The sequence below is a fragment of the uncultured Roseobacter sp. genome, from assembly GCF_947488185.1.
Classification (GTDB): domain Bacteria; phylum Pseudomonadota; class Alphaproteobacteria; order Rhodobacterales; family Rhodobacteraceae; genus Roseobacter.
In genome coordinates this window covers 169,295-182,401 of record NZ_CANKYM010000005.1, presented here as the reverse complement: position 1 = coordinate 182,401, position 13,107 = coordinate 169,295, and the positions used below count along the sequence as shown (strand labels likewise).

At 62.7% G+C, this 13,107-nt stretch carries 10 protein-coding genes; 4 read left to right on the top strand and 6 right to left on the bottom strand.

Annotation, left to right across the window (positions count from 1 at the left end; genetic code table 11):
- Positions 1–26: 26 nt before the first annotated feature.
- Both Q1A52_RS19000 and Q1A52_RS18995 read left to right on the top strand, forming a co-directional pair.
- On the top strand, positions 27–2,492 hold the full coding sequence (locus Q1A52_RS19000) for a penicillin acylase family protein (RefSeq protein ID WP_300019031.1): 2,466 nt from the start codon (positions 27–29) through the stop codon (positions 2,490–2,492).
- Between the two features lie 4 nt (positions 2,493–2,496).
- On the top strand, positions 2,497–3,060 hold the full coding sequence (locus tag Q1A52_RS18995) for a pseudouridine synthase (RefSeq protein ID WP_300019029.1): 564 nt from the start codon (positions 2,497–2,499) through the stop codon (positions 3,058–3,060).
- A gap of 27 nt (positions 3,061–3,087) precedes the next feature.
- Here the strand turns inward: Q1A52_RS18995 and hflX are convergent, their stop codons facing one another.
- From hflX to trkA, 4 genes are all read right to left on the bottom strand, one after another.
- Positions 3,088–4,386 (bottom strand): GTPase HflX, encoded by a 1,299-nt coding sequence (gene hflX, locus Q1A52_RS18990; RefSeq protein WP_300019027.1) that lies wholly within the window; start codon positions 4,384–4,386, stop codon positions 3,088–3,090.
- Positions 4,383–4,622, bottom strand: coding sequence for an RNA chaperone Hfq (gene hfq, locus Q1A52_RS18985; RefSeq protein WP_007119530.1), 240 nt, complete (start codon positions 4,620–4,622; stop codon positions 4,383–4,385). The genes hflX and hfq overlap by 4 nt, the downstream gene beginning before the upstream one ends.
- 130 nt (positions 4,623–4,752) lie before the next feature.
- Positions 4,753–6,255: a TrkH family potassium uptake protein gene (locus Q1A52_RS18980; RefSeq protein WP_299783567.1), complete on the bottom strand. Its 1,503-nt coding sequence runs from the start codon at positions 6,253–6,255 to the stop codon at positions 4,753–4,755.
- 54 nt (positions 6,256–6,309) lie between these two features.
- On the bottom strand, positions 6,310–7,686 hold the full coding sequence (trkA, locus tag Q1A52_RS18975) for a Trk system potassium transporter TrkA (protein WP_195821980.1): 1,377 nt from the start codon (positions 7,684–7,686) through the stop codon (positions 6,310–6,312).
- Between the two features lie 105 nt (positions 7,687–7,791).
- Between trkA and Q1A52_RS18970 the strand changes: the two genes are divergently transcribed.
- Together Q1A52_RS18970 and Q1A52_RS18965 are read left to right on the top strand one after the other, a co-directional pair.
- Positions 7,792–8,274 carry a hypothetical protein gene (locus Q1A52_RS18970; RefSeq protein WP_300019025.1) on the top strand — a complete coding sequence of 161 codons (483 nt, stop codon included), beginning with the start codon at positions 7,792–7,794 and terminating at the stop codon, positions 8,272–8,274.
- A gap of 53 nt (positions 8,275–8,327) precedes the next feature.
- Entirely contained in the window at positions 8,328–9,353 is a 1,026-nt protein-coding gene (locus Q1A52_RS18965; RefSeq protein ID WP_300019022.1) for a nuclear transport factor 2 family protein, read from the top strand.
- Position 9,354: 1 nt separating this feature from the next.
- Here the strand turns inward: Q1A52_RS18965 and Q1A52_RS18960 are convergent, their stop codons facing one another.
- Together Q1A52_RS18960 and Q1A52_RS18955 are read right to left on the bottom strand one after the other, a co-directional pair.
- Complete coding sequence (locus tag Q1A52_RS18960) at positions 9,355–10,770, bottom strand: sigma-54 dependent transcriptional regulator (protein WP_300019019.1); 1,416 nt, start codon at positions 10,768–10,770, stop codon at positions 9,355–9,357.
- Complete coding sequence (locus tag Q1A52_RS18955) at positions 10,767–13,019, bottom strand: PAS domain-containing sensor histidine kinase (RefSeq protein WP_300019016.1); 2,253 nt, start codon at positions 13,017–13,019, stop codon at positions 10,767–10,769. Before Q1A52_RS18955 ends, Q1A52_RS18960 begins: the two co-directional genes overlap by 4 nt.
- Positions 13,020–13,107: the final 88 nt, after the last annotated feature.

The following is a 13,107-nucleotide window of genomic DNA, read 5'->3' as shown; positions in this document are numbered from 1 at the left end:
ACGCATATTCGATAGGTGATGCACAGATGGGTCTGCTCTTTACTTGGTTGATGCGATTGGCGGCGGCGTCGGTGGTGCTCGTGGTGCTGGGTGTCTGCATGGTGTACTACCTCGCCTCGCGGTCGCTGCCGGACTACGATAAGGTGCTGGAGTTGCCCTATCTGACGGCGCCGGTCGAGATCGTGCGCGACAATGCCAATGTGCCGCATATCTTTGGCGAGGCCGATCCGGATGTGTTCTATGCCCTCGGCTACGCCCATGCGCAGGACCGTCTGTGGCAGATGACGATGCTGCGCCGCACCGCGCAGGGGCGCCTGTCCGAGGTGTTTGGCACGGCAACCGTGAACATCGACAAACTGGTGCGGCGGCTGGACATCTATGCGCGTGCGGTGGCCTCGGTCGATGCGCAGGATGACCGCACGATGCTGCTGTTGCGTGCCTATGCCACTGGGGTGAATGCGCGGCTGGACGAGATCAATTCAAGCGCTCTGGGCCGGGGCGCGCCGGAGATGTTCATCTTCAACGCGCCGGTGTCTGCGTGGCGTCCAGCGGATTCGCTGGCGATTATCAAGCTGATGGGGCTGCAGCTGTCGGGGCATCTGGACAAGGAAGTGCTGCGCGCGCGCATGTCGCTTGCGCTCTCTGATGCGGACCGGCTCGCCGATATCTTGCCGGATGCGCCTGGCAGCGGTATCGCCGCTCTGCCGGAATATGCGCAGCTGGTGCCGGGTGCGTCGCGGTTCGCCGAAGCAACCGAGATGCCCACGCATCCGCTGTCACCTTTCAACCGCAGCGCCTTTGCGGGGGCGTCCAATGCCTGGGCCGCTGCCCCCACGCGCTCGGCCTCGGGCGGGACCCTGCTGGCCAATGATCCGCATCTGGGCTTCACCGCCCCGGCGATCTGGTATCTCGCGCGGCTGCAGTTGCAATCAGGCGGCATCATCGGGGCCACGATCCCCGGCATGCCGCTGGTGCTGAGCGGGCGTAGCGAGGCGCTTGGCTGGGGGCTGACCTCTGCCGGGATGGATGATCAGGATGTCTATATCGAGGCTTTGAACCCGGAGAACCCGGAAGAGTATCGCACGCCCGATGGCTACAAGCGGTTCGAAACCCGTGGGTCCATCATCAACATCAAGGACGAGACCCCGATCACCATTACGCTGCGCTGGACGGATAACGGCCCGGTGTTGCCCGGCACGCATTATAATCTGGCGAGCATCACCCCGCCGGGTCACGTCGCCTCGCTCGCCTGGACGGTGCTGAGCCCGAAGGATACCTCGATGGGTGCTGCCCTGCGTCTGATGGAGGCGCAATCGGTACAGGAGGGCATAGACGCGATCGAAGGGTTTATCGCGCCTGCGCAGAACCTGATGCTGGTGGACCGCGAGAACATCGCGATGAAGATGATTGGCGCGATGCCAAGGCGGGATGTGCAGCATCAGAGCCAGGGGCGCCTGCCCAGCCCGGGCTGGATCGAGGCGAACCGCTGGCAGGGCCGCCTGCCCTATGCGTCGAACCCCTCCTTCGTTGCGCCCAATGGCGGGATCCTGGGCAATTCGAACAACAAGATCGTGGACCGACCGTTTCCGAACCACGTCTCCTTTGACTGGGGCGACACGCAGCGGGTGCAGCGCTGGCAACGGCTGATGCAGGCGCGCGAGGTGCATACCCGCGACAGTTTCATCGAGGCACAGCTGGATACCGTCAGCTTCACCGCGCGGTCGTTGCTGCCGCTCATTGGCGCAGAACTGTGGTTCACCGGGGAAGCGGCCCCGGAAGGCACGGCCCTGCGCAAGCGGCAACGCGCCCTGACCTTGCTCGCGGGCTGGTCGGGCGAGATGAACGAACATATGCCGGAGCCGCTGATCTACATGGCGTGGCTGCGCAGCCTGCAGGCGCGCATGGTGCAGGACGAGCTGGGGCCGCTGGCCAGCGAGCTGACCCATGTAGAGCCACTGTTCATCGAGCGGGCCTTCCGCGACATCGACGGCGCGTCGGTCTGGTGTGACGTGATCCAGTCGGCGCCGGTGGAGACCTGTGCAGACATGGCGCGGCTGGCACTGGATGACGCGCTGATCTGGATCGAGGAGACTTGGGGACCGGCGCTGGAGACGCTGCGTTGGGGCGATGCGCATCAGGCGACCCATGATCACCCCGTGCTGGGAGAGGTGCCGATCCTGCGGTTCTTTGTGAACATCCGGCAATCCACCAACGGGGGCGACAATACCCTGCAGCGGGGCCTCACCAGTGGCGCGGGGCCTGACCCTTTCCACAACGTACATGGGGCGGGGTATCGCGGGGTTTATGATTTCGCCGATCCGGACAGTTCGGTTTTTGTGACCTCGACGGGTCAGTCGGGTCATTTCCTGTCGCGGCATTACGATGATCTGGCCCAGCTATGGCGGCGCGGCGAGTATATTCCGATGTCTCTGGATGAAGATCTGGCGCGGGCGGCGGCCGTGGGTGTCACTGTCCTGCAGCCGCGCCCCTGAGGCCATGGCGCGCGTTATCCTGTTTCACAAGCCCTTCGGCGTGCTGTCGCAGTTCACCGACAAGGGCACGGCAGGATCGCCGCGCCCGACGTTCTCTGCCTACATCGACGAACCCGGCTTTTACCCGGCGGGGCGGCTCGATAAGGACAGCGAAGGCCTGATGGTGCTGACCGATGACGGCAAGCTGCAGGCGCGGATTGCCAATCCCAAATTCAAGATGGCCAAGACCTATCTGGTCCAAGTCGAAGGTACGCCCGAAGCCGCGGCGCTGGAGGCGTTGCGGCGCGGGGTCACGTTGAAGGACGGCGTGACCAAACCGGCGGAGGTCGATCAGATTGAAACCCCCGACCCGCTTTGGCCCCGGGACCCGCCGGTGAGGTTTCGCAAGACCGTACCCGATGCCTGGCTGCGCATGACCATTCGCGAGGGGCGCAACCGGCAGGTGCGGCGCATGACGGCACATGTGGGGTTGCCCTGTCTGCGGTTGATCCGGGTGCAGGTCGGGATATGGCAGCTGAACGCGCTGAGCCCGGGCGCGTGGCGGTTCGCGTCCGAAGGTGGCCCATAGGCCCACCCTACCTGCTGTTTGCGCGTGTCAGAGACGCTCGAACTGGGCCTCTTGTTGCACGGTCCAGCACACGGTGATGTCAAAGCCGTCCTCGGTCTGCTGTTCCGCCTCGACCAACTCGTGATCGAAGAGCCAGGCGCGTTTTTTGCCGTCGGCGTAGCTGAGATGCAGGTCGGTCTGACGTTTGGCGCCCTGTATCTGCGTCGTGATGGCATCCAGCAACGGAGTGACACCCGCGCCCGTGAGCGCGGAGATGGCAAAGACCGCGTCGTCCCGGTCTGCGCGGGCGCGCATCGCGTCTGCGGCTTCTTCTTCGAGCAGGTCCAGCTTGTTCCAGACCTCGAAGCTGGGACGCTCCTCCTCCACGCCGAGCGAACTCAGAATGTCCTGCACGTCCCTTGCCTGCTCTTCCGTTTCCGGGTGCGAGATGTCGCGCACGTGGCAGATCACGTCCGCGGCCAGCACCTCTTCGAGCGTGGCGCGGAAGGAGGCGACGAGTTCGGTCGGCAGATCGGAGATGAACCCCACCGTGTCCGAGAGGATCACCTCCGGCCCGTCGGGTAATTGCACCCGGCGCATGGTCGGGTCGAGCGTGGCAAAGAGCATGTCCTTTGCCATCACCTCCGCCCCGGTGAGGCGGTTGAAGAGAGTGGATTTGCCAGCGTTCGTGTAGCCCACCAGGGCCACAATCGGATAAGGCACCTTAGCGCGGGCGGCGCGGTGCAGGGCGCGGGTTTTCACCACCTTGTCGAGCTGACGGCGGAGACGCACGAGCTGCTCATCGATGGCGCGCCTGTCGGCCTCGATCTGCGTTTCACCGGGACCGCCGACAAAACCCAACCCGCCCCGCTGGCGCTCCAGGTGGGTCCAGGCCCGGACCAGCCGCGTGCGCTGATAGCTCAGCGCGGCCATCTCCACCTGCAAGACACCCTCGCGGGTTGCGGCACGGTCGCTGAAAATCTCCAGGATCAGCCCGGTGCGGTCGAGGAGCTTAACGCCCCAGGCCTTTTCAAGGTTGCGCTGCTGCACGGGGCTGACCGGGCCATCCACCAGCACCAGTTCGATCTCCTGATCGTGCAGGGTTTCCTTGATGTCGTCGATCTTGCCGGATCCAAAGAGCATGCCGGCACGGACGGTCTTGAGCGGCACGACTTCGCCGCCGACCACCTCGAGCTCCGGCAGGGCGCGGGCCAGCGAAATCGCCTCGGCCAATCCATGATCGGCCAGACGACGGTTCGGATTTGATTTGATGTCGGGATGCAAAACCCAGGCGCGGGTGACCCGCGCGGCCTCGTCATTCTCGACTTGAAATGGCGCTTTGCTCAAGAAGCGTCTTCGCCCTCATACAGGCTGATCGGCTGGCTCGGCATGATGGTGGAGATCGCGTGCTTGTAGACAAGCTGGGATTGACCATCGCGACGCAGCAACACACAGAAATTGTCGAACCACGTGATGACACCTTGCAGTTTCACCCCGTTGATCAGGAAAATTGTCACAGGAACTTTTGTCTTGCGCACATGATTCAGGAACGCATCCTGAAGGTTCTGTCTGTCCGACGCCATTTTAGCACTCGCCTTTTTTCTTGCCGGAGCCCGCAGATCGAGCCCGCCCCTCTGGCGCAATTATGGAACGCCAGTCAAGGAGATTCCACCCCAAAAAACAGTCCGTTACGGACCTAAAAAATGGGACCGTTCAGGCCCGCCATAAATCAGGGGTCAAAAGGGCGACAATTGCAAGGGTTTCAAGACGGCCAAGCACCATGGCTGCGCAGAAAACCGCCTTGGCCGCGGTGCTGAGTTCCGTCAGGACGATGGGTGCGTCGGCCGCCAGTGCGGTCAGCGGGCCGGTGGTGGACAGACCCGCGATGCTGAGGACCAGTGCATTTTCAAAGGACACGCCGAGCAGCGCCAGCAGGATCGTCAGCAGGGCAAGCGTCAGGGCAAAAAGCATGAAGAAAATCCATGCGATAAAGGCCCCGTTGCGCTGTAGGCGCCGGGTGTCGCTGCCCGCACCGCTGACCGAGGAGGGGTGCACCAGACGCTCCATTTCCCGCAGCCCGTTCAGGTAGAGCGCGAAGACGCGCAGCAACTTAACGCCGCCCGCCGTTGTGGCCACCCCGCCGCCGATCAAGGCCAGCCCCATCAGGATCAGCCCCGGTGTGTCGAGCCCTGACCAGGCCTGCGTCTGTGCCCAGTGTTCGCTGGCAAATCCGGTGGTGGTCAGGAAGGACATCACGGTAAAAACCGACCCCCAGAGCGCCAGAGCGGCCTGCGACAGATCGTCTTCGGCGGCGACATCAAAGGCGCCCAGCCAATGGCGAAAGAAAAGAACCAGCGGCACACCAAGGATCAGGACAAGCCCAAGGCGGAATTCAGGATCGGTGCGCAGCCCGCCTTGCGTCGCGGTGATGGTGTCGGAGGAAAAGGTCAGCCGCGACAGGGCGAAAAACATGAAAAGCAGTGCCAGCGCTTCGCCTGTGACGCCCGAGCCGCTGAATTCCACGCCGCCCACCGGTGAAATGCCGGATGTGGCCATGACCGACATCGCATGACAGAGCGCGACGAGAGAGGCGTCACCGCTGATCATCAACAAAACCCACAGCAGCAGCGTCAGGCCGATATAGATTGGCAACAAGGCGGCGGTCACCCGCACCAGCCTTTCGCGCGGGTTGGCCCGACCGTTCAGGCTGGTGGCGGCTTCGCGTTGCCCTGGCTCGGCCTGTGCCGTGACCTCGAAGCCGCCCAGATTGAGCGGGGCGAGGATTGCCGAGGCGGCGATCCACATCACGGCACCGCCCATCCAGCCGACCTGCGCGCGCCAGAGGTGCAATGTGCCGTCCAGCCGCTCGGGGTTCTGAAAGAGGGTCGCGCCGGTTGTGGTGACAGCACTGACCATTTCCATGTAGGCGTTCATGAATGTGGTGGTGCCCAGGCCTTCGTAGAAGGGAATGGCCAGGAAGGCCGGCAGAAACACGAAAGTGGCAAACAATGACAGCAGCGTGCCAAGGGCACCGTGGCGCGGCCTGCGGCCTGCATGGGCAATGGCGATCAGCACGAAAGCGGTGATGCCGAGGATGCCACTGTAGAAAAACATCCGTGCGGTATCGAGGTTGCGCACCACGCCGCCGTGCAGCGCCGGGACCAGCATCGCGACTGCGGCAGCACCGAAGATCAGCAGGAACAACGGCAGGTCCATCAGCTGATCAAAGGCGCTGCGGCGTTTCTGGATGGACCGAATGCGTCCCACGGGTCAGAAGAAGTCGATGGAGACCTGCATCAGCCGCTCCACCTCCGGCACGTCGCCCGCCAGCGCAAAGATCGCCACAACATCGCCTTCATCGATGCGGGTCGAGCCCAGCGGGCGGATCACCTCTTTGCCCTTGCGCACCGCGCCGACAAGCACGCCCTCGGGGAAATCGATCTCGGAGATGCGCCGACCCGCCAGCGGCGAGGTCGACATCACCTCCGCCTCGATCACTTCGGCCTCGGCATCGCCGATGGAATAGACCGCGCGGACCCGGCCATGACGGATGTGACGCAGGATCGAACTGACGGTTGTGGCGCGCGGATTGATGTAGGCGTCGATCCCGAGCGGGGTCATCAGCGGCACCAGTGTTGGGTCGTTGATCAGCGCAATGGTATAGGGGCAGCCCTCGGCCTTGGCGCGCACGCAGGCCAGCATGTTGGTCTTGTCGTCATCTGTGATCGCCAGCATCGCATCGGCGCGGGAAATCCCCGCCTCGGCCAGCAGCCCCGCATCGAGACCGTCCCCGTTGAGCACGATTGTGCGTTCCAGCGCCTCGGCAGCCTTTTCCGCGCAGATGCGGTTTTTCTCGATCACCTTGGCGCGTACACGTTTCGCCCGCGCCTCCAGCGTCTGCGCCACGGCCAGCCCGACATTGCCACCGCCGACCAGAACCACGCGCTCCTGTTTGGTGACCTTCTTGCCAAAGATCTCCAGCGTGCGGGGAATGTCATCCACATGGGTGAAGACGTAGCAGTCATCCCCGACAAAGAGCTGATCCTTGGCCTCCGGCGCAAAGAGCGATCCCTCGCGGCGCACACCCACAACGGTGGCGCGCAGGGTGGAGAAAAGATCGGTCAGCTGCCGCAGGGGCGTGTTCACCACCGGGCATTCTTCCTCGATGGTGATGCCCATCAGATGCGCCTGCCCGTTCATGAACACTTCGGTGTCAAAGGCCGCGGGCGCCGAGAGCCGTTGCAGCGCCGCGGCGGCAACCTCCTTTTCCGGGCTGATCACCACGTCGATGGGCATGTGATCGCGGCGGTAGAGGTCGGAATAGATCGCGTCCAGATAGGACTTGCTGCGCAACCGGGCGATCTTGCGGTTGATGCCGAAGACCGAATGGGCCACCTGGCAGGTGACCATGTTGACCTCATCCGAATAGGTCGCGGCAATCACCATCTCCGCATCGCGGGCCCCTGCCCGCTCCAGCACATCCGGATAGCTTGCGAAGCCCGCAATACCCTGTACGTCCAGCGTATCGGTTGCCCGGCGCACCAGATCAGGGTTGTTGTCGACCACGGTGACATCATTGCGTTCGCCCGACAGGTGGCGTGCAATTTGCCAGCCTACCTGCCCCGCGCCACAGATAATCACTTTCATGCGCTCTTACGTCCTTCGAGCCATTTCGCGGTCTTCTGAATGGCAGATGCCCTCTGGGCGGTCAATTCAATTGTCCTTTCCCGCGCGGCAGGGCAAACTGGGTGCATGATCTCTTTGCGTTTTCTCTTTGTGCTTGGTGTTGGTCTGCTGGTCTGGGCCGCCTGTGCCCCCCTGTCGATCTATCATCGCGAAGGCGTGCCCGTCAGCCGCATGCAATCCGATCTGCTGGCCTGCGAAATCTCGGCCTTGGCGGATGTGCCGGTCGCCAATCAGGTGCGCCGTGAGCCGCCGCGCTACATTCCCGGTCGCCGGATCTGCAATGCGGATGGATCGTGTTACACGCGGGGCGGCTATTATGTGCCCGGCGAGGTGTATACGGTCGACGTCAATCTGGGTCTGCGTAACCGTGCAGAGCAACAATGCATGGCCAACCAGGGCTACAGCCCCGCGACCATTCCGAATTGTCCGAACGGGATATCCCGCGCCGCGCCAAAAGGCGCCACGCAGGTGCTACCGCGTTTGTCCTCGCAAAGCTGTGTGATCCGCAATGATGACGGCTCGTGGCAGATTGTGACCCAGGCGGGCTGATCACGTCGCATTTGGGCTGGAAGTCGGGGCGCGGCCTTTCTACAGCTTGGCGCATGAACATGCCGAATCTCCCGAACCTCGATCTGCAAGCCACCAAATCTGTCGTCCGCGACCACTACGCGGCGCTGTCTCAGGCGACGCCGCAGGACGTGGCAAGGGTCCTGTCGCAGAGCATGACCCCTGACTGTCATTGGTACGGGATGCACCCGTTTCACGAACAGACCGGGCCGGAGGCAATTGCCAATACGTTCTGGGTCCCGTTTCTGCAGGCTTTCTCCACCGTGCAGCGCCGCGAAGACATCTTTTTCGCCGGCCTGAACGAGATGGACGGGTTCCAGGGGCAATGGACCTGTTCCATGGGGCATCTGATGGGTCTTTTCGATGCGCCCTTCCTCAATATTCCAGCCACCTGCAAGATGGGGTTTCTGCGCTACGCGGAATTCAACAGGGTGGAAAACGGCCGGATTACGCAGAGTGCGCTGTTTGTCGATTTGCTGCATCTGATGCTGCAAGCGGGCCTGAACCCGCTGCGCGCGGCACAAACCGGGCTGCACCTGATACAACCCGGCCCGATGACCCACGACGGTTTGTTGCTCAGCCCACAGAACGCGGCGGAAACTGCGCGGACCTTGTCGCGCATCAATCACATGATCGGCTCCATTGATCACGCCAATGCGAGCCCCAATCCGCTGCCGCCGGAACAGGAACTGGCGCAGGACTGGCATGACGACATGATCTGGTGGGGGCCTGCGGGCATCGGGGCCACCTATACCATCGACCGCTATATCGAACAGCATCAGGGACCGTTTCGCCGGGGCATATCGGGGCGCGCTTTCAACGGGCATCTTTGCCGGATGGCCGAAGGCACCTATGGCGGGTTCTTTGGCTGGCCTAATCTGACGCTGACCAACACCGGCGGCTTCATGGGGGTGCCGGAAAACGACACCCGCGCCGATATGCGCGTGGTCGATGTCTACCGGCGCGACGGCGACCGGCTTGCGGAAAACTGGATTTTCATCGACATGCTGCACTTTCTGAAGATGCAGGGCGTCGATGTGCTGGCCGAGATCGCCGGGTAACCTACTCCGCCGCCGTTTCCGTTTCTTCGTCCACATGCGCCACGCGCGCCCCGGATTTGGCCGAGGTGACCACGCCCAGCGATTTCAGCTTGCGGTGCAGGGCGGACCGCTCCATGCCCACAAAATTCGCGGTGCGGGAAATGTTGCCGCCAAACCGGTTGATCTGCGTCAGCAGGTATTCGCGTTCAAAGGCTTCGCGCGCTTCGCGCAGCGCCAGTGTCGCCAGGGCCCCGGAAAGCACCACGCGGTTCTCGTCACCGCTGCCTTCATCGACACCGGGCAACTCGCGCGCCTCGATCGCATCCTGGCCATCGCCGAGGATCAGCACCCGCTCCACCAGGTTTTTCAACTGACGCACGTTGCCGGGCCAGATCATCGTCTGCATCAACGCCTGTGCATCCTCGCTGATCTCGCGCAGCGGCAGCCCCTGGGACGCGTTCATCTCGGCAATGAAATGCGCCGCCAGCGCCGGAATATCCTCGCGCCGTTCTTCCAGCGACGGCACCGGGATCGGCACCACGTTCAGCCGGTGATACAATTCCTCACGGAAGGTCCCGGCCTGGATCGCCTGCTCCAGGTTACGGTTTGTGGAGGAAATCACCCGCAAATCTACCCGCACCTTGTCATTGCCGCCGACGCGCTGGAACTGCTGGTCCACCAGCACGCGCAGGATCTTGGATTGCGTGCCCACCGGCATATCGGCCACTTCGTCGAAATAGATCACCCCGCCGTGGGCTTCCTCCAGCAGGCCGGGTTCCACACCGCGCTCCGGCGTCTCGCGCCCAAAGAGCACCTCTTCCATCCGCTCCGGCGCGACACCTGCGCAATTGACCGTGACAAAGGGTGCCGAGGCCCGGTTGGAATTGGCGTGGATATAGCGCGCAGCCACCTCCTTACCGCACCCTGCGGGACCCGTCAGCATGACACGCCCGTTCGATTTGGTGACCTTGTCCAGTTGCCCAACCAGCGCCCGGAAGGCCGCCGAGGTGCCGATCATATCCGATTTGGTCACGTCCCGGCGGCGCAGGCTCTGATTCTCGCGGCGCAGGCGCGAGGTTTCCATGGCGCGGCGGATCACCACCAGCAGCTGTTCAATGTTGAAAGGCTTTTCGATGAAATCATAGGCCCCCTGTTTGATCGCGGCGACCGCAATCTCAATGTTGCCGTGCCCGGAAATGATCACCACCGGCACATCCGGGTTATCGCGTTTGACTGTCTTAAGGATATCGATGCCGTCCATGCGGCTATCCTTGAGCCAGATGTCGAGGACGATGAGCGCGGGCGCGTCGGCGTTGATCGCGGCCATGGCATCGTCAGAGTTCCCGGCCAGCCGGGTGGCGAACCCTTCGTCCTTGAGAATATCCGAAATCAGTTCCCGGATATCGCGTTCGTCATCCACAATAAGAATATCGCTCATCGGTCAGTTTCCTCCTGCTCAGGATGTGTTTCGGCGTCTATGGGGGAGCACGGCAAGGTGATCACCGCCATGGCGCCGGCATGGGTGTGGCCGTCAAAAAGCGGCGCATCTTCGAGGGACAGGCTGCCGCCGTGCTCCTCCATGATCTTCTTCACGATGGGCAGGCCCAGGCCGGTGCCTTCGCTGCGGGTCGTGACATAAGGCTCAAACAGCCGGGCCCGATCTTCGGGCAACCCGACCCCATTGTCTGCAATGGTGATCCGGGCCCGGTTCTCATCCGACGTCAGTGAAACTTCGATCCGCGGGGAATGACCTTCCGGCGCGCCCTTATTTTGAAGGGATTCAATAGCTTCCCCGGCGTTTTTGATCAAATTGGTCAGGGCCTGACTGATCATCGTGGCGTCAAGGTCCGCCGTGATCGGCGTTTCTGGTAAGGTCATCGCAATCTTCACGCCCGGCTGTCCGGTCTGTTGCAGCAGCACCGCGTCGCGCAGCAGATCCTTGAGGTTCACCGGTTTGCGTTCCGGTTCCGGCATGCGGGCGAATTTGGAGAACTCATCCACGATCCGCCGCAAATCGGTGGTTTGGCGGACAATCACATCCGTCATCTGATCCAGCGTTTCGCTTTCCTCGCCCACTTTGGGGGAAAACTTGCGTTTGATCCGTTCGGCGGAGAGCTGGATCGGGGTCAGCGGGTTTTTGATCTCATGCGCGATGCGGCGCGCGACGTCGCCCCAGGCGGCCATGCGCTGCGCACTCACCAGATCGGTCACATCGTCAAAGGACACAACGTAGCCTTCCAGCGTGCCATCCTGCGCGCGCCGCGTCGCCATGCGGACCAGAAGGTTCTCCAGTCGCCCTTGCCGCGACACCTTGACCTCTCCCTGAGCAACCTCGTTGCGCGATTGCACGATGGTCTCGAACAGCGGGCCAAATTCCGGCACAGCAACCTTCAAAGCCAGCGACTCCTGCCCAACCCGCCAGTCCAGCAGGCGCTCCGCCGCTCGGTTCACAAAGGTCACCCGCCCGCGCGGATCAAGGCCCACCACGCCGGAGGTGACGGAACTCAACACGGAATCGAACAGGCGGCGGCGGCGTTCGATCTGCTCCGTGTTCTCCACCAGCGTTTCACGCTGTGCTTTAAGTTGCCGCGTCATCTGGTTGAAATAACGACCTAACATGGCAATTTCGTCGTCACCTTCCTCCTCGCGTACCTGCACATCCAGATCACCGGCCCCGACATGCTGCGCCGCCCCGGTCAGGCGTCCAACCGGGCCGCTCAGACGTTCGGCAAACCAGAGCCCCAGCCAGATCGCCGCCAGGATGAGAATGAGGGCAAAGGCAAGATAGAGCAGCCCGAAATCAAAGAGCAGACGGCCCCTTTCATCCTCCAGCTGCTGGTAAAACAACACGGTTTCCTTGGTTTCATCCAGCAACGAGAGGATTTCGCCATCCACGTCCCGGCTTATATAGAGGAAGCGGTCCACAAAGGCCGACAGTCGGACAAGCGCGCGGAATTCGTTATTGTCCCAATCCTCGATGACGACGACATCCTGCTCATCGGCGGCCTGCAGTTCCGCAAGGCTCGGGGGTTCATAGTCAAAGAGGTAGGAGCGATCCCCCCGCGCCCGGATTTCCCGTGTGCCATCAATCAGATAGGCTTCGCGTAGCCCGCGCTGGATCTGCCGCTGACCTTCGCCAAGCATTTCGCTGTCGGAGATGTTGATGCCGGAGCGGCGCGCCTCGTCGAGGCTTTCCGCAAGGGCCAGCGCGTCCTCGGCCAGATCGCTCCGCTGTTCCGCCTCATAGGCCTGCGCTGCCGCAAGGGAGCTGCCCACCACCTCGCGGACGCGGTCGGAAAACCACCCCTCCAATCCGACATTCACCGTAAGCCCGGCGAAAATTGCGACGGTGACCGTGGGAATAAGAGCCAGCGAGGCAAAAACCCCGGTCAGCCGCAGGTGCAGCCGGGAGCCTGCGGATTTTGCCCGCCGCGCGGCGATCAGGCGGCCGACCTGGGCCAGCACCAGCGCCGCTACCACAAGGACATAAACGAGATCGGCCAGAAGAATGAGGCGCAGCCCCAGCGTGTTGCTCGCCTGACCCAAGGGACCGAGCACCAGATAGGTCGAAAGCGCCAGAACCGGCCCCAACACCACAAGGCCGAGGGTCGCGAAATTGCGCACCTTGCGAATGCGGCGCAAACGCCCCAGCCGCAGCCATAGTGACCTTTCTACACGGGGATTCACCCGATGCCCTCACTCATGATGTGGCGCTTGACGCGCCTTACCGCCTTATCTTGTAGTCCTGATCAGGGGTGTCCCCCAATGGCCACGC